13 protein-coding genes are annotated in these 18,792 nt (G+C 45.8%); 9 read left to right on the top strand and 4 right to left on the bottom strand.

Going from position 1 to position 18,792, the window contains the following annotated elements:
- Positions 1–3: 3 nt before the first annotated feature.
- Positions 4–3,708, bottom strand: a complete 3,705-nt coding sequence (purL, locus tag AB5443_RS18885) for a phosphoribosylformylglycinamidine synthase (protein ID WP_277134216.1) — start codon at positions 3,706–3,708, stop codon at positions 4–6.
- 259 nt (positions 3,709–3,967) lie between these two features.
- Between purL and AB5443_RS18880 the strand changes: the two genes are divergently transcribed.
- The 9 genes from AB5443_RS18880 to AB5443_RS18840 all read left to right on the top strand — a co-directional run bounded on the left by AB5443_RS18880 (position 3,968) and on the right by AB5443_RS18840 (position 13,117).
- Positions 3,968–4,621 (top strand): LysE family translocator, encoded by a 654-nt coding sequence (locus AB5443_RS18880; protein ID WP_044656119.1) that lies wholly within the window; start codon positions 3,968–3,970, stop codon positions 4,619–4,621.
- Positions 4,622–4,631: 10 nt separating this feature from the next.
- Complete coding sequence (locus tag AB5443_RS18875) at positions 4,632–5,177, top strand: DUF4924 family protein (RefSeq protein ID WP_022136486.1); 546 nt, start codon at positions 4,632–4,634, stop codon at positions 5,175–5,177.
- The gene (rfbD, locus tag AB5443_RS18870; RefSeq protein WP_022136485.1) at positions 5,178–6,026 is read left to right on the top strand and encodes a dTDP-4-dehydrorhamnose reductase; all 849 of its coding nucleotides are present in this window, start codon (positions 5,178–5,180) and stop codon (positions 6,024–6,026) included.
- Between the two features lie 5 nt (positions 6,027–6,031).
- Entirely contained in the window at positions 6,032–7,606 is a 1,575-nt protein-coding gene (locus tag AB5443_RS18865) for a peptide chain release factor 3 (RefSeq protein ID WP_022136484.1), read from the top strand.
- 76 nt (positions 7,607–7,682) lie between these two features.
- Positions 7,683–8,273 carry an RNA polymerase sigma factor gene (locus AB5443_RS18860; RefSeq protein WP_022136483.1) on the top strand — a complete coding sequence of 197 codons (591 nt, stop codon included), beginning with the start codon at positions 7,683–7,685 and terminating at the stop codon, positions 8,271–8,273.
- 8 nt (positions 8,274–8,281) lie between these two features.
- Positions 8,282–9,118 (top strand): FecR family protein, encoded by an 837-nt coding sequence (locus AB5443_RS18855; protein WP_277134220.1) that lies wholly within the window; start codon positions 8,282–8,284, stop codon positions 9,116–9,118.
- Positions 9,119–9,762: 644 nt separating this feature from the next.
- Entirely contained in the window at positions 9,763–10,023 is a 261-nt protein-coding gene (locus tag AB5443_RS18850) for an OadG family protein (RefSeq protein WP_022136481.1), read from the top strand.
- Positions 10,024–10,052: 29 nt separating this feature from the next.
- Positions 10,053–11,882 (top strand): biotin/lipoyl-containing protein, encoded by a 1,830-nt coding sequence (locus tag AB5443_RS18845; RefSeq protein ID WP_277134222.1) that lies wholly within the window; start codon positions 10,053–10,055, stop codon positions 11,880–11,882.
- On the top strand, positions 11,882–13,117 hold the full coding sequence (locus tag AB5443_RS18840; RefSeq protein ID WP_022136479.1) for a sodium ion-translocating decarboxylase subunit beta: 1,236 nt from the start codon (positions 11,882–11,884) through the stop codon (positions 13,115–13,117). Before AB5443_RS18845 ends, AB5443_RS18840 begins: the two co-directional genes overlap by 1 nt.
- 100 nt (positions 13,118–13,217) lie before the next feature.
- Here AB5443_RS18840 and AB5443_RS18835 read toward each other — a convergent pair whose 3' ends face one another.
- From AB5443_RS18835 to AB5443_RS18825, 3 genes are read right to left on the bottom strand one after another with little or no spacing between them, the layout of a single operon-like run.
- Positions 13,218–14,489: a TolC family protein gene (locus AB5443_RS18835; protein ID WP_368114323.1), complete on the bottom strand. Its 1,272-nt coding sequence runs from the start codon at positions 14,487–14,489 to the stop codon at positions 13,218–13,220.
- A gap of 33 nt (positions 14,490–14,522) precedes the next feature.
- A complete protein-coding gene (locus AB5443_RS18830) occupies positions 14,523–17,561 on the bottom strand; it encodes an efflux RND transporter permease subunit (RefSeq protein ID WP_195662715.1) in 3,039 nt (1,012 codons plus the stop codon).
- Positions 17,558–18,613 carry an efflux RND transporter periplasmic adaptor subunit gene (locus AB5443_RS18825; protein WP_022136476.1) on the bottom strand — a complete coding sequence of 352 codons (1,056 nt, stop codon included), beginning with the start codon at positions 18,611–18,613 and terminating at the stop codon, positions 17,558–17,560. The genes AB5443_RS18830 and AB5443_RS18825 overlap by 4 nt, the downstream gene beginning before the upstream one ends.
- Between the last annotated feature and the right edge of the window lie 179 nt (positions 18,614–18,792).

Raw genomic sequence — 18,792 nt, 5'->3', positions numbered from 1 at the left:
ACTTTATTTCACTTTTTCTTCCACCCATTTACGGGCATTGACAAATGCTTCGATCCACGGAGTTACCTGATCGCTGTTCTTGCGATCTTCCGGGTAGCAACCATTTTGCCATGGGAAGATGGATCGTTCCAAGTGAGGCATGATAGCCAGGTGACGTCCGTCCGCACTAGCCAGTGCTGCGATGGAATAGTCGGAACCGTTCGGGTTAGCCGGATATTCATCATAGCTATACTTCGCTACTACATTATATTTGTCTTCGTCATAGGGCAAAGAGAACTTTCCTTCTCCGTGAGCAACCCAAATACCCAGTTTGCTGCCGCTCAAAGAGCCGAACATCACACTGCGGTTTGTCGGGATAGTCAGGCCGAGGAAGCGTGATTCGAACTTATGTGAATCATTGTGCAACATCTTGCCCTGCTTCTTCAGTTCCGGGTTGATAAGGTTGAGTTCCATCATCAACTGGCAACCGTTACAGACACCTAATGACAGTGTATCTTCACGGGCATAATAGTTATCCAGCGCTTCTTTCGCTTTCGGGTTGAACAGGAATGCGCCTGCCCATCCTTTGGCTGAACCCAGTACGTCAGAGTTGGAGAAACCACCGCAGTAAACAATCATGTTCACATCTTCCAGTGTCTCACGTCCGCTGATAAGGTCGGTCATCGTAACGTCTTTTACGTCGAAGCCTGCCAGGTAGAGTGAGTAAGCCATTTCACGTTCGCCGTTTGTACCTTTCTCACGGATGATAGCCGCACGGATACCGCTAGGAGTACGACGCTCCGGAGTGATACCATATTGAGAAAGCTTACCCTTGAATTCAGGCATGAACGCAAATTCAACAGGTTGCATTTTATAGTTTTCGAAACGTTTCTTTGCGCAGCCGTTCATAGACTGTTTGCGGTCGAGCAGGTAAGAAGAAGAATACCATACATCACGCATGTAGTCGATACCGAACTGGTAAGTAGCACCGTCCTTAGATACCAGGATGTGGCGTTCGTCAGTCGGTTTACCCAATTTCATGTAGCCTATGCCGGCATCTTCGAGAATCTTCTTCACTTCTTCCTTATGCTTGTCGCTGATCTGGATAACGATACCCGGATTTTCAGCAAACAGAATCTTGATGATATCCTGTTCCTTCATCTTGTCAAGGCTGATTTCCATACCGCCTTCTACATTAGAGAAGCACATTTCGAGCAATGTGGTAATCAGGCCACCGGCGGAAATATCGTGTCCCGCAAGAATCAATCCTTTGTTTACAAGCTCCTGTACGGCAAGGAAAGCATCACGGAAGTATTCGGCATCCTGTACGCAAGGTACATCGTCGCCTACTTTACCCAAAGATTGCGCGAAAGCGGAACCACCGAGTTTCAGTTCGTCAAAGCTGAAGTCGATATGATAAAGAGTAGTCTTTTCATTGTTTACCAATACTGGAGATACTACTTTCTTCACGTCTGAGACTTCACCGCCTGCAGAGACAATCACTGTTCCCGGAGAAATTACTTTCTCACCGTTCGGGTATTTCTGAGTCATGGACAGAGAGTCTTTTCCGGTAGGAACATTGATTTGCAGAGCGCAACAGAAGTCGCTCAATGCTTTCACAGCTGTGTAAAGACGAGCGTCTTCACCTTCCTGTGAACGACAGGGCCACATCCAGTTGGCAGACAAAGAGATACTGTCCATGCCTTCTGCCATCGGAGCCCAAACGAGGTTGGTCAGCGCTTCGGATACGGAAAGGATAGAGCCGGCAGCCGGATCAGCCAATGCAGCTTGCGGAGCATGTCCGATAGAAGTGGCGATACCTTTCTCACCACGGTAGTCGAGTGCTACGACACCACAGTCGCTCAACGGCAACTGAAGTTCACCCTGGCATTGCTGGCGGGCTACCTTACCTGTTACCGAACGGTCTACCTTATTTGTCAACCAATCCTTGCAGGCTACTGCTTCGAGTTGCAATACATTAGTCAGATATTCGTGAAGTTTGGACAATTCGTATTCCGGCATTTTATAATGACGTTCTACCGTTTTGTCTACCATATAGGTCTTGGGGGAAGAACCGAACATCTGTTCTACGGCAAGGTCGAACGGACGTACACCGTCAGCCTGTTGGAAAGCGAAACGATGGTCGCCGGTTGTTTCACCGACTACGTACATCGGAGCGCGCTCGCGTTCGGCGATTTTGCGTACATGTTCGATAGCTTCTTCTTTAATCAACAGTCCCATACGTTCCTGGCTCTCGTTGGCAATGATTTCTTTTGCCGACAATGTCTTGTCACCGATAGGCAACTTGCTCATGTCAATCAAGCCACCACATTCTTCTACCAGCTCGGACAGGCAGTTAACGTGTCCGGCTGAACCGTGGTCGTGGATGGAAACAACAGGATTCACATCTTCTTCGCAAAGGGCACGTACTACGTTGTTGGCACGTTTCTGCATTTCAGCGTTAGCGCGCTGAACAGCATTCAGTTCAATGCCACTGCTGTAACGTCCTGTATCTACTGAAGATACGGAACCGCCGCCCAGTCCGATGCGATAGTTGTCGCCGCCGATTACTACCACCTTGTTACCTGCTTCGGGAGCACCTTTCAGGCAGTCACGCTGTGTACCGTAGCCTACACCACCGGCGAGCATGATTACTTTATCATACCCGTACACTTCTTTGTTCTCCGTATGTTCGAATGTCAGTACGGAACCGCAGATCAGCGGCTGGCCGAACTTGTTTCCGAAGTCGGAAGCACCGTTGGATGCCTTGATAAGAATCTGTTCGGGAGTTTGGTATAGCCATTGGCGTACCGGAAGAATTTCCTCCCATTCGCGTCCTTCGTCCGTGCGGGGATAAGAGGTCATGTATACAGCAGTACCTGCAATCGGCCATGAACCTTTACCACCACCCATACGGTCGCGTATTTCACCACCTGTACCGGTAGAAGCACCGTTGAACGGCTCTACGGTAGTCGGGAAGTTATGTGTTTCCGCTTTCAGAGAGATAACACTCTTGATGTCTTTCACCTGGAAATAATCAGGCTTGGAGTGGTCTGCCGGAGCGAATTGCTCTACAACCGGCCCTTCTGCGAAGGCTACATTATCTTTATAAGCAGAGATGATTTTATTCGGATTTTCCTGTGTCGTCTTTTTAATCATTTGGAACAGGGAAGATTCCTGTTCTACACCGTCGATGATAAACGTTCCGCCGAAGATTTTGTGGCGGCAGTGTTCGGAGTTAATCTGTGCGAAACCGAAAACTTCAGAGTCAGTCAGTTTACGGCCGAGGTCATTTTCCACTTTCTTCAGATAGTCCATTTCTTCTTTAGAAAGCGCCAGGCCTTCTTTTTCATTGTACACTTCGAGGTCTTCGATATAGATGATCGGTTCCGGCTGACGGTTGGTCGTGAATACATTTTGGTCGAGTCCCTTGTACATGCGTTGCAGCATTGGGTCGAAGTCGGCATTTTCGTCCTTAACGGGGAAGTACTCCTCGATGCGGCTGATGCCTTCAAGTCCCATGTTTTGGGTGATTTCTACTGCGTTTGTACTCCAGGGAGTGATCATTTCGCGGCGCGGACCGACGAAACAGCCTTTCAGGTTTTCTTCACTTTCCATCACGGCTTCTCCAAAAAGCCAGCAGAGTTTATTACTTTCGTCAGGGGTGAGCTGATGGTTGCTCTCTACGGCAATCACGCTCTTGGAAGGGGTTCTGAAAAAAAGAATCATGTTGTATATTTACGATTTTACGATTTGCTATTTTACGATTGAAGTCTCTGCGGGAGAAACTCTTCTCTTTTTCTGTGGCGCAAAGATAATCAATTTCATTGGTGGTAGGAAAAAATAGGGAGAATAAATTCCTATACCTTATTTAATATGTTTATTTTCGATGTATGTTTTGCTTATTATGGCTATATATCATGATTCTTGTGTGGAAAAAACGTTAATATACTATCCCCATATCACAAAAAAGTGCGATATTTGCGGAATGATTCAGATAGAGACAATATTCGATATATTAGTTAAAGGCTTTATTATTGGCGTTGTTGTGTCCGCACCCCTCGGTCCGGTGGGCGTATTATGTATCCAGAGGACTTTGAACAAAGGGCGTTGGTACGGATTTGTGACAGGGCTGGGAGCCTCTATAAGTGATATAGCTTACGCTTTGTTGACAGGTTATGGCATGAGCTTCGTTTCTGACTATATTAATAAAGGCAGTTTCTATCTGCAATTACTCGGTAGTGTCATGTTGCTTATTTTCGGAATCTATACCTTTCGCAGCAATCCGGTGAACTCGATTCGTCCGGCTTCGTCCAACAAAGGTTCTTATTTTCATAATTTTATTACTGCATTTTTCGTCACTCTTTCCAACCCCTTGATCATATTCCTGTTTATCGGACTTTTTGCCCGTTTTGCCTTTGTGCAGCAGGGTGTTCTGGTCTTTGAAGAGATAACGGGATATTTTGCTATCGCTGCGGGCGCATTGACCTGGTGGCTCGGAATCACTTATTTTGTAAACAAGGTGCGCACGAAGTTCAACCTGCGTGGCATTTGGATACTGAACCGTGTGATCGGAAGTATTGTGATATTGGTATCCGTGGCGGGACTGATTTATACTTTGTTGGGAGAGTCAATTTATTAGGAGATAGCTTATGAATCAGATAGCACAACAACTGAAGGAGCGGAATATTGCCGAATACCTTATATATATGTGGCAAGAGGAAGACCTGATCCGTGCCAATCATTGTGAACCGGAAGAAATGGAAGTCAATGTGATTTCCCGTTATCCGGAAGAACAACGTTCCGGCATGCGTGAATGGTATGGAAACCTGATTACGATGATGAACGAGGAAGGTGTGCGTGAAGCGGGACATTTGCAGATTAACAAGAATGTGATTATCAATCTGACTGAACTGCACAATGCGTTGGCTTCTTCCCCTAAATTTCCTTTTTACAGTGCCGCCTATTTCAAAGCATTGCCGTTTATCGTGGAACTGCGGAATAAAAACGGCAAGAAGGATGAACCCGAATTGGAAACCTGCTTTGAAGCTTTGTACGGAGTACTCTTGCTCCGGCTTCAGAGAAAACCTATCAGTGAAGGAACAGCCAAGGCAATGGAAGCCATCACTAGCTTCCTCTCCATGTTGGCGAACTATTATGATAAAGACCGCAAAGGTGAATTAAAACTGGATGAATAAATGAGAATTTTGGTAACGGGTGCCGACGGTCAGCTTGGCAACGAAATGCAGGTGCTTGCGAAAGAGAACCCGCAACATACATATTATTTCACAGATGTGCAGGAACTCGACATTTGTGATGCGCAAGCTGTCTGGGCTTATATTGCGGAGAAACGGATTGAACTTATTGTTAACTGTGCCGCATATACGGCAGTGGATAAGGCGGAAGATAATCCGGAATTAGCTTACAAACTGAACTGTGAAGCACCGAAAGAATTGGCTAAAGCGGCACAATTCAATGGGGCGGCTATGATACAAGTGTCTACTGACTATGTGTTCGACGGCACTGCCCATATTCCTTATACCGAAGATTGTGATCCTTGTCCGGATTCCGTATATGGCACTACAAAACTGGAAGGAGAATATGATGTGATGAATCACTGCGAGAAAGCAGTCGTTATCCGTACCGCATGGCTTTATTCCACCTTCGGTAATAATTTCGTAAAAACGATGATTCGTCTGGGTAAAGAACGTGATAACCTGGGAGTCGTTTTTGACCAGATAGGAACACCTACTTATGCCAACGACCTGGCACAAGCCATCTATACGATTATTAATAAAGGTATAGTTCGCGGTGTCTACCACTTCAGCAATGAAGGCGTATGTTCCTGGTATGACTTTACGATAGCTATCCACCGCCTTGCCGGAATCACTTCATGTAAGGTAAGACCTTTGCATACGGCGGAATACCCGGCTAAGGCCAACCGTCCCGCCTATTCCGTACTTGATAAGACAAAGATAAAAACAACGTTCGGCATCGAGATTCCTCACTGGGAGGAAAGTCTTAAACGATGCATTGACACCTTATAATATATATGGCAGATAATACAGAAATTTTGAGACGGCGAACGTTCGCCATTATTGCGCATCCTGATGCCGGTAAGACATCTTTGACGGAGAAGCTGTTGCTTTTCGGTGGTCAGATTCAGGTAGCGGGTGCGGTAAAAAGTAATAAGATTAAGAAAACGGCTACATCCGACTGGATGGAGATTGAGAAGCAGCGTGGTATCTCGGTAACGACTTCTGTGATGGAATTTGACTATCGCGACTACAAGATTAACATTCTCGACACTCCGGGGCACCAGGACTTTGCCGAAGATACATATCGTACATTGACAGCAGTAGACAGCGTTATCATCGTTGTGGACGGTGCGAAAGGTGTGGAAACACAGACACGTAAACTGATGGAAGTGTGCCGTATGCGCAAGACTCCGGTTATTATCTTCGTCAACAAGATGGATCGCGAGGGAAAAGACCCGTTCGATTTGTTGGACGAACTGGAAGAGGAACTGATGATTCAGGTTCGTCCTTTGTCCTGGCCGATTGAGCAGGGAGCCCGTTTCAAGGGTGTATATAATATCTACGAACAGAAACTGGACTTGTATCAGCCATCCAAACAAATGGTGACGGAAAAAGTGGCAGTCGATATTCATACGGACGAACTGGACGAACAGATCGGGAAAACATTGGCAGACAAGCTGCGCGGTGATTTGGAACTGATTGAAGGGGTTTATCCTGAATTTGATGCTGAAACTTATCTGGCGGGTGATTGTGCTCCGGTATTCTTCGGTTCGGCTTTGAATAATTTCGGTGTTCAGGAGTTGCTGAACTGTTTCGTAGAGATTGCTCCAAGCCCCCGTCCTGTGCAGGCTGAAGAGCGTGAAGTAAGACCGGAAGAGCCTAAATTCACCGGATTTATTTTCAAGATAACTGCCAATATCGACCCGAACCACCGCTCATGTGTAGCATTCTGCAAGATTTGCTCCGGCAAGTTTGTGCGCAACGCTCCATACCAGCATGTGCGCCACGGAAAAACAATGCGCTTTTCGTCGCCTACACAGTTTATGGCGCAGCGTAAAACAACGATTGACGAAGCTTATGCCGGAGATATTATCGGTCTGCCGGATAACGGTACTTTCAAGATTGGTGACACGCTGACGGAAGGTGAAATGCTTCACTTCCGCGGATTGCCGAGTTTCTCGCCGGAGATGTTCAAGTATATAGAGAATGCAGACCCGATGAAGCAGAAACAATTGGCGAAAGGTATCGACCAGTTGATGGACGAAGGTGTGGCACAGTTGTTTGTCAACCAGTTCAATGGCCGCAAGATTATCGGTACGGTGGGACAGTTGCAGTTTGAGGTTATCCAATATCGTTTGTTGAACGAGTATAACGCGTCCTGTCGCTGGGAGCCGGTGAGCCTGTATAAGGCTTGTTGGGTGGAGAGTGACGATCCTGCGGAACTGGAAGCCTTCAAGAAACGTAAATATCAGTATATGGCGAAGGATAGGGAAGGACGCGATGTGTTCCTGGCCGATTCCGGTTATGTACTTCAGATGGCTCAAATGGACTTTAAAAACATCAGATTCCACTTTACAAGTGAGTTTTAAGGCATATCTGATATATTTTTACTAAAAAACAGGTAAAAAAAGGAAAAACATATCTCATATAAATGAGCGGAGAGAAATGAAGACACTATCCTGGGATAAGATTCAGCAAGGGGATGAGGATGCATTCAGGCAGCTTTATGACCAATATGCAGATTTGCTTTATGGGTATGGCATGAAGATAGCCGGTGATGACACCGTGGTGACAGAGGCGATACAGTCGTTGTTTGTTTACATCTTTGAGAAAAGGGAAACGTGCGCCGAACCTCAATCCATATCTGCCTATCTATGTGTTTCGTTGAGACATATGATAGTGAACGAGCTGAAAAGAGAGAGTAGTGGAACATTCAAATCGCTGGATGAAGTAGACACCAATGAATATCGGTTTGATCTGGAGATAGACATAGAGACAGCTATTATCCGTTCGGAATTGGAAAAGGAACAGTTGGAGGCTTTGCAAAAAGAGTTGAATGGCCTGACAAAGCAGCAACGGGAAGTATTGTATCTGAAATACTATAAGAAGATGAGTCCTGAAGAGATTGCTCAGGTGATGGGACTCACTCCTCGTACGGTTTACAATACCACCCATATGGCTATAACCAGATTGAGAGAGCGTTTAGGTACATCTTTATTGTTAGCAGTGATGGCTAATTTATGGATCTTTAATTAAGGTGGGATATGGAAAATTGGACAGAATCTTTAGAAAAATACCTGGAAGAAGGCAAACTACCTCTGATCGGTGAAAAGTTCTCCCGTAAGAAAGAAATCGGTGATAAGCTAAAGTTGCAACGTGAAGAGAGCCATAAGATTGCCTTAAGCCGCAGGAGAAAGCAAGGCGTCGGGCGCGGTATTCCTTTCTCTTGGGGAATAGCTGCCATGTTCTTGCTTCTTTTGGGAATAGGCGGATATTATTTCTCGGAGAAGAAGATTGTGACGGAAGATACGGCTCTGGCATATGAATTGCCGGATGGCAGTAATGTGCAGATTATGGAGAACTCGAGCCTGACTTACAACCGGATCACCTGGCTTTGGGAACGTAAACTGCAACTGTTTGGCAAAGCTTCTTTCGAGGTGACTAAGGGTAAAACATTTACTGTGAATACCGAAGCTGGTGCTGTGACAGTGCTGGGAACAAAGTTCCTGGTCGACCAGCAAGGAAAGAAAATGTTTGTGAACTGTGAAGAAGGTAGTGTCAAGGTAGAGACTGCCGTAGGCAAGCGGACATTGGTTGCCGGAGAAAGTGTGCGCTGTGATGAAAACAAGATTATTCCTGTGCCGAAACCGGATGATCCGGAATTTCCGGAAGTCCTGGGGTATGAAGACGACCCACTCGTAAATGTAGTGGCAGATATAGAACTCATATTTAAGGTCACGGTGGTAGGGCGTGAGAAGTGCGACGGACTGACCTATAATGGCACGGTTCTGACGAAAGACTTGAACGCTACCCTCGAAAAAGTCTTCGGTTCATGTGGAATCAGTTACGAACTTCGCGGAAAAGAAATAATTTTAAAATAAAAAAAAGCCCCTTCTGGATGTCTGGAAGGGGCTTTTTTGTTTTTCTTCATATTTTCTTCATTTTTTCTTGGTAAAAAAGAAACGTTCTCTTCTCTTTCTAATAGATGAGCTATTAATGATGTATGAAAGAAACGATAGAGATTTAATTAGAAGAGTAAAATGTTGTAGAAGAAATTGATGTAGAAAGGTTCTCGCGATGAGGACTAAATTTTAAGCTCAAAACAAACAATAGACAATTGGCAGGTGAATGGTTGTCGGAAATTAGAATAGGAAACGGCTAATAAAAGGGTTGACAACCGGACACTACATTGCTGTACTAATTGAAAGATGAACGCCGTGATGGCGGATGAGAGGTTTACAAAGACGGTCGGCCATTTTGGTGGTTAATAGGTTAAGACGGTATGAAACCAGAATGCGAAGCCGAACCAGTTTTTATCATTGAGTATTTTTATTTAATAATTGTTTTATCAGAATGTGAGAGAAGGTTGAGGGGCCTTCTCTCACATTGTTTTTATACCTGTCAATAAGCAAGGTTAATTACGGATTTATATTTTATATTCCTTTCTTAATTTATTTTATAGCAAATATTTGGTATTTTCGGACGCTTTTTAGACAAACGGCTTAAATTACTAATAATTTATTATATGGAAAATATCGAAACAGCGCTCCTGCTGATGGTAGTTGGAATGGCTACCGTATTTGTTATTCTGCTGATTGTGATTTATTTAGGCAAGTTCTTGATCACTCTGGTCAATAAATATGCCCCCGAAGAAGTGGCTCCTGTGAAGCGGGAAACACAGAAAGGTCCTGCGCCTATCCCCGGAAATATTCTGGCAGCTATTACGGCCGCTGTGAATGTGGTGACATTGGGCAAAGGTAAAGTCACTAAAGTAGAAAAATTATAAATCTATAAAAAGTTATATCACTGAAAGACATGAAAAGAGAAGTAAAGTTTAGTTTGGTTTTCCGAGATATGTGGCAATCTGCCGGAAAATATGTACCTCGTGTAGATCAACTCGTAAAGGTAGCACCTGCCATCATTGAAATGGGCTGTTTCGCCCGCGTAGAAACAAATGGCGGTGGTTTTGAACAAGTAAATTTATTGTTTGGCGAAAATCCGAATAAAGCTGTACGTGAATGGACAAAGCCCTTCCACGAAGCAGGTATTCAAACCCATATGCTTGACCGTGCACTGAACGGACTCCGCATGAGTCCTGTTCCGGCAGATGTCCGCAGGTTATTCTATAAAGTAAAGAAAGTACAGGGAACGGATATTACCCGTACATTTTGCGGATTGAACGATGTCCGCAATATCGCTCCTTCCATTACCTACGCAAAAGAGGCCGGCATGATTTCACAGTGCTCGCTTTGTATCACTCATTCACCCATCCATACGGTAGAGTATTATACCAATATGGCATTGGAACTTATCAAACTGGGGGCGGACGAAATTTGTATCAAGGATATGGCCGGTATCGGTCGTCCTGTTTCATTAGGAAAAATCGTGGCCAATATCAAGGCTGCGCATCCCGAAATACCTGTCCAGTATCATAGTCATGCAGGTCCGGGATTCAATATGGCAAGCATCCTTGAAGTGTGCGAAGCCGGTTGCGACTACATCGACGTAGGCATGGAACCTCTTTCATGGGGTACAGGGCACGCTGACTTGCTGAGTGTACAGGCAATGCTGAAAGATGCCGGATACCAGGTTCCCGAAATCAATATGGAAGCCTATATGAAGGTGCGCGGTATGATTCAGGAATTTATGGATGACTTCCTGGGATTGTACATCAGCCCGAAAAACCGCCTGATGAACTCCCTGCTGATTGCTCCCGGACTGCCCGGTGGTATGATGGGTAGCTTGATGGCAGACTTGGAATCCAACCTGGAATCTATCAATAAATACAAGGCGAAACACAACCTGCCGTTTATGACACAAGATCAGCTTCTTATCAAACTGTTTGATGAAGTGGCTTATGTATGGCCGCGTGTAGGTTATCCACCATTGGTGACTCCGTTCAGCCAGTATGTGAAGAACCTTGCCATGATGAACGTGATGGCAATGGAGAAAGGTAAAGACCGTTGGGGTATGATTGCCGATGATATTTGGGATATGATTCTGGGTAAAGCCGGACGCTTGCCGGGTAAGCTTGCTCCTGAAATCATCGAAAAGGCGGAACGCGAAGGACGCAAATTCTTCGAAGGAAATCCGCAGGACAACTATCCTGATAATCTCGACAAGTATCGCAAGCTGATGAAGGAGAATAAATGGGAAACCGGACAAGACGACGAAGAACTCTTCGAATATGCCATGCATCCGGCACAATATGAAGCCTACAAGAGTGGCAAGGCGAAAGAAGATTTCCTGGAAGATGTTGCCAAGCGCCGTGCCGAAAAAGACAAGTCTCCCGAAGAAGATGCAAAACCAAAGACACTGACCGTACAGGTAGACGGACAGGCTTACCGCGTGACTGTTGCTTATGGTGACGCTGAGCTTCCCGCAGCACCTGCCGCCGCTGCTCCGGCAGGAGAGGGTAAAGATGTGCTTTCTCCATTGGAAGGTAAATTCTTCCTGGTGAAGAATGCGCAGGAAACTGCTTTGCAGGTAGGCGATACTGTGAAAGAAGGCGACGTGCTCGGCTACGTGGAAGCAATGAAGACTTACAATGCTATCCGTGCGGAGTTTGGCGGTACGGTGACTGCCATTTGCGCTAACCCGGGAGATGCTGTTTCAGAAGACGATGTATTAATGAAGATAAGATAATGAACGAGATATTTGAGAATTTGTACGACATGACTGCGTTCAGCAATATCATTGCCGAACCGCAGTTCCTGGTTATGTATGCCATCGCGTTCGTGTTGCTCTATTTGGGTATCAAGAAACAGTACGAACCGTTGCTGCTTGTCCCCATCGCTTTCGGTGTGTTGCTTGCCAACTTCCCCGGTGGAGATATGGGCGTGATTCAGGCGGACGAGAATGGTATGGTGATGATAAACGGAGTAATGAAGAACATCTGGGAAATGCCTTTGCACGACATTGCCCACGAATTGGGAATCATGAACTTCATCTACTATATGTTGATTAAGACGGGTTTCCTGCCACCGATAATCTTTATGGGTGTCGGTGCATTGACGGACTTCGGGCCGATGCTGCGCAACCTGCATCTTTCTATTTTCGGTGCTGCCGCACAGCTTGGTATCTTTACTGTATTGCTGGTGGCCATCCTGATGGGATTCACTCCGCAAGAAGCTGCCTCATTGGGTATCATCGGTGGCGCGGACGGCCCTACGGCTATCTTTACGACCATTAAGCTCGCTCCGCATTTGCTGGGCCCGATTGCTATTGCCGCTTATTCTTACATGGCATTAGTGCCGGTCATCATTCCGTTGGTAGTGAAGCTGCTTTGCTCAAGGAAAGAGCTAAGTATCAACATGAAGGAACAGGAAAAGAAATATCCTTCAAAGACTGAAATCAAGAACCTGCGTGTATTGAAGATTATCTTCCCGATTGTGGTAACTACGGTTGTTGCCCTCTTCGTGCCCAGTGCAGTGCCTTTGATTGGTATGTTGATGTTTGGTAACCTGGTGAAGGAAATCGGAACCAATACATTCCGTTTGTATGATGCTGCTTCCAACAGCATTATGAATGCAGCCACTATTTTCCTCGGCTTATCCGTAGGGGCAACGATGACTGCCGAAGCATTCCTGAACTGGACGACAATCGGTATCGTTATCGGTGGATTCCTTGCATTCGCACTGTCCATTACCGGTGGTATATTCTTAGTGAAACTATTTAATCTCTTTTCTAAGAAGAAAATCAATCCGCTTATCGGTGCAACCGGACTTAGTGCCGTTCCGATGGCGAGTCGTGTTGCCAACGAGATTGCTTTGAAATATGACCCGAAGAATCACGTATTGCAATATTGTATGGCTAGTAACATCTCCGGTGTGATCGGTTCTGCCGTAGCAGCGGGTGTGTTGATTTCCTTCCTTGCGTAAGTGAAGAACAACTGACTTAAGAAATGGAAACCGGAGAAATGAGCATCTTGACTCATTCTCCGGTTTTCTTTATATAGAGATTTTGAGAATTGGGTTCTCTTTATTCACTGATAACTTTCCTGTATTCCGCTATCGCCATCTTTTCCGCCAGATAAGCATTAATCAGATTGGTATGAGCCTGTGTCCATGATAACTGTGCGGAGAGTACATCCACCATATTCGCTTTCCCTTCATTGTATGAGAAAGAAACCAAATCGAGATTCTCATTTGCCAGGTTCATCGTCTCTGTCGCTGTCTTTACCTGATATTCCGTTTCCGTCAGTTTGGTCAGCGCAGCGGAAAGTTCTTCATTGATGTTATCCGTCACGTAGCTTTGTTGCAGCTTCTGCATACTGATATATGCTTTCTGCTGACGGTTCGTTTTGAAACGGGCACCCCAGCGAAAGATAGGGATATTCAGGTTAATGCCGACAATGGGATTAAATGAAACATCATATCCGAGGTTAGGCGTAGCTGTAGCCCATCCGCCACTGAAGTACATATTCAACTGCGGATTGAACTGGCTGAGCGCCGCTTTACGTTGCGCCTCACTTTTCATGATGTTGACTTCTGTGCTTTCATAATCGGCACGGCGTTGCAATACATTTTCAAGGGATAGGATTTGTATAGGGGCGGAAGCCGTATCAATCGTATAAAGGCTGTCTACGGGACTATTAGGTTCCGATCCCATTAGAATATTTAGTTTTTGCAATGCCAATGTATAATTCTGGCGGGCTTTGATATATTGCAATTCCGCTTCTTTCAACCGGGTAGAGATCATCAGTAAATCCGTGCGGCTAATCATTCCGTCGTTGAAACGATCCTGGATAATATCATATTGCTGCTTTACGATACTCTGATATTTATCAGCAGCCTGTAACATAGCTTGTGAAGCGGAAGCGTTCCAATAGACAGCATCACTCTGATAGTGAATCTGGTCTATGGTGAGTTCCTCGTTAAGCCGGTTCAGCTTTTCGTCAGCTTTCGCTATTTTGTGCTGGGCATTGAGAGCGCCACCTGTGTACAGCGGTTGCGACACGACGAATACTCCTTGATAAGTGTGATTGCGGTATTCACCTAACGGTTCATTCCATGCACTGAGGTCACTCATGTTGAGAGTACCGTCCGCATTGACATCTATTTGGGGCAAGAATCCTGTATGGGCAATCTTTCGTGCTTCAGTACTAGCCAATGTCTTTAGTTTCTGTTGTTTTAGAATCTGGCTGTACGCTTCCACTTTATCCCGGTAGGCTTCCCTGCTGAGATAAGGCTGTTGCGCCCTGGTCGTGACACCGAGGGCCAGTAGTGCTAGAATTATAAGTTGAGTCTTCATTTTATTCATTATAAATATTAAAATCAAGTTTCATCAGGAATCGGAGTGGATTCGTTGAATGGCACAATAAGCTACCGGAAGGACAAATAATGTCAGTGCCGAAGCTACTAGCAGTCCGCCCATAATAGTAGCCGCCATTCCACCGAACATGGCGTCGAACAACAATGGCAGCATACCAAGGATCGTTGTACCGGATGCCATCGCTACAGGAACAATACGACTGGTCGTTGCACTGACAACAGCATCCATAGGTTTCTTCCCTGTTGCCGCTTCCAAGTCGATTTGTTCGACGAGTACAATCGCATTCTTTATATTCATACCAATCAACCCCAGCAACCCCAGGATAGAGAAGAAGTCGAATGACTTGCCAAGCACCAATAATCCCAATACGATTCCGATGAAAATCAGCGGTAACATGAGCAGAATCACTGTCGGCTTACGATAGGTACGGAACAGGAACAGCAATGTCACAAACATCAGGAAGAACGTCAACGGTAAATTCTTAGCCAACGCCTCGTTAGATTCCACCTGGCTTTCCTGTTCGCCAAAATACTTCATCGTATATCCTTCGGGAACTTTAATCTCTTTCTGTACCTGCGACCATACTTGATTAAAGGCAGCGATGGCATTTACCCCGCGACGCGGGTCGCATTGAGCCATCATGACCATCTGCCGGTTATAATCTTTCACATTCGAGAACCGATACTGAAAATCAAAATCAGAAACGACTTGTTCGAGACTGGTTGTCTCGTTTCCGGTTCCGAATACCGGTAATGTGCGCAAGTCATTGATGCGGAACGAATCTACCGTATTATCTTTCAGTAAAATCGGAAGCACCTGGTCACCTTGACGATATTCTCCCAATGTCATTCCTGTAGTTCCTATTTGGATACTCTGTGCCATGCCCTGGCGTGATACTCCTAAGGGTTGTGCCCGTTCCGGGCTATACACCGGTTTCCACACCGGAATCTTGTTTCCCCACGAATTACGTACGTTAATCAAATCAGGATTCCGATGCATAATGTCCAATGCCTGGTTGGTGAGTGCCACGAGTGTATCCGTATTGGGGCCGATAAAGCCGATTTCAATAGCTGCGTCTACGGCAGGAGATAACTTGAACAGGCTTGTGCGGGTAATCGCGTTCGGATAATTCGCTTTCATATATCCATCGAAATTCTCTTCATACTCTTTTGTATATTTACTGTCCGTCAATTCCACCAATACATTGGCAAAGTTAGGTTTCGGGCCTACTGAAGTGGAAGCCAGGTAATATCTGAGCGGCGTGCTGCCGAAGGTTATGGATACCTTCTTCACTTCCGGCTGTTTGGCCAGATGTTCTTCTACCGATTTCATCTCTTTCACCACATCGTTGATGCTGTATCCATCCGGATAGAATACGTCCGCACGGAAATAAGGCTTATCCAAAGACGGGAAAAAGTTCTGCGGCATCGTCCCCATGATAACGAGTGAAATGACGAAAAGTACGACCATAGAACCTAGCGTCAATGTTTTCCTGCGGATTAATGCACGGAGAATGGAAGCAAATTTGTGATAGAAAGGCTTGTCGTAAGGGTCTTTAGCGCCATCGGCAGCTTTTGCCTTCAGAATAAAATTACCGAATACGGTAGTCTGCGTGAGGGCAAGCACCCAGCTCAATCCGAGTGAGATGGCGAGTACGACGAAAAGCGGTTTCACAATTTCCGCCACGGAAGAAGGAGCGAGGTAGAGTGGCAGGAACGAGCAAATGGCAATAAATGTGGCTCCGAGTAATCCCCATTGCGGCCCGGTAGCGCCATCTATCAATGCTTTCCGTCGATTGACTCCACGGGCAATGGCTATCTGTGCGTTGTCCGTCACTACGATAGCATTGTCTACCAGCATACCCATGGCGATGATGAATCCTGCCAATGAGGTACGATTCAGCCCGACACCGAAGAAAGACATGATGAGCAGTGTGCCGCCAATAGAGAAAATGAGTGATGAACCGATGAGTAATCCTGCACGTAGCCCCATCACTAACATGATAATCACGATTACTATCAGGATAGACTCTATCAGATTGATGATAAATCCGTTATTGGCTTCATTGGCTATTTCGTTCTCCAGATACAGGCTTTGTAACTCAAGTCCTACCGGCATAAGTGGTAATAATTCGCTTAATTTCGCTTTCACATTCTCGCCTGTCTGCACTACGTCCCGTTGCGGGTCGGTAGAGACACCGATACCGATGGCACGTTTTCCGTTCACATGCATGATATTGGAAGGCGGATCCATATATCCTTTTTCTATAACGGCGATATCCCCCAGTTTCACTTGTCCGGCTTTCGTGGTAATCACTTGGTTGCGGATGTCGTCTACCGTAGTGTACATACCATTGGCGGTCACCCGTAACTGCTGCTCGCCTGCACGGATTTCTCCGGTATTGATAATTTGGTTCTGTGATTGCAGCAGACTGGCAAGCTGCTTCGGATCAATACCCATACCTACCAGTTTGTTGGTTGAAATAAAGATATTGACCACTTCCGTCTGTACCCCGAACAAGGCGACTTTCATCACTCCGTCCGCAGTGACTACCTGTGTCTTGATTCGTTCCGCCCAGTTGCGCATCTCTTCATACGAGTAACCGTCGTCCGCTGTCAATCCATAATAGATGCCGAACACATCCCCGAAATCATCGGAAACGGTTGGCGTGGAAGCACCGCTTGGTAATTGCGGCTGTATATTGAGCACCTTTCGCCGCAACTCATCCCATTTCTGTGGAATAGAACCGGCTGCCAGTGACGGTTGTAGTTCGAATGTGATTTTAGAAAGCCCGTACATGGATTCCGACTTAATCTTGTACACACCACTCATACTTTGAATCTCGCGAGAGATAGGTTCGGTAATCAATCGCTCCACTTCAGCCGGTTCGGCTCCCGGATAGCGGGTCATGATAACCGCCGACTTGATAACGAAGGGAGCATCCTCTTTCTTACCCAGCTTACCGAAGGAAGTGATTCCCCCAATCAATAATACGGCAAGAAAGAAATAGATGATTTTCGTGTTGTCCAGTGAATATTTAGCTAAGTTCATTTCTCAATTTCTTTTACAGTTTCTCCTTCTACTAACTGATGCACACCTGCAATAACGATTTTCTCTCCGGGTTTCAGTCCTTCGGAGATAAGAGCCTGGGCTTCTCCGGTCGGTGCATTGACGGTAATCCCACGCTTATGAACTTTGTCTCCTTCCACTACCCAGACATACATTTTCTTTCCCTCGCTTTCGCCGAACACGGCGCTAAGAGGCACGATTGTCCAACTATCTTGCACCAGCGGACCTACGTCTGCTGTGAAACGGATGCTGCACGTAAATCCCGGTTTCACCGCATAGAGGTCGCGGTCGAACGACGGGTCGTCAATCGTGATACTCACCGGAATTCCGGTACCATCTGTCGATATGTCAAGATACTCCTCCAGTTTTGCCTGGAACACGTGTCCCTTGAATGTATCAAATTCTACCAGGAAACGAGGGTCTTTGGCACGGAGCAGGTAGAGATAAGCATCAGGAATAGTGAACTTGATACGCAAATTACGTGTGTTGACCAACTGCACGATGCCTTCACCGGAATTGACACGCTGATAATTCTCTACCAGACGCTTCTCGATAGAACCGTCAAAAGGAGCTGTCAGCTTTGTGTCGCGCATATTGTTGACGGATAATTCGTATTCGGATTTTGCTTTCTGGTAGTTGGCCAGGCTGATTTCGTATTCCTGCACCGAGATAGCCTGACGGGAGAGAAGCCGTTTATTGCGTTCCACCTGTGCGGCAGCCGTTTCATAGGCGGATTTTGTAGCAGCATATTGTAACGCAATGTCTCTAGGGTCAATTGCGGCTATCAGTTGTCCCTTTTTTACTTTCTCTCCTTCGATGACGGGCAATTGGATGATTTGTCCGCTAACGCGGAATGCCAGTTTCACATACTCCACAGCTTCTACGATTCCCGAAAAATCTTTCCTGATAACCGACCTCGACTCTACAATCGTAGTCTTAACGGGGCGAGCTGTTGTTACTTTCGTCTCTTTTTTCTGTCCGCAGCCGGCTAGCAAGATTGCAGCCGCCAGAACAAATCCATATTTCTTCTTCATATACCACACTGATGTTTAGAGTTTTTGCGTTGATTCGTTTTTCTTTTTTAAAGAGAATAAACAACTTGCAGGTATGAATGTTCAGGGTTTGTTTCTTTTAGTACGATTATGAATCAAATCCGTACGGTTATGTTATGAACTAATTTCGAGCTTGTGCAGATTTATTTTTAATGCTTAAT

The organism is Bacteroides sp. RTP21281st1_H5_RTP21281_210402 (assembly GCF_040918965.1).
GTDB lineage: Bacteria > Bacteroidota > Bacteroidia > Bacteroidales > Bacteroidaceae > Bacteroides > Bacteroides congonensis.
The sequence above is the reverse complement of the archived record's forward strand: the minus strand, read 5'-3'. Positions and strand labels throughout refer to the sequence as shown.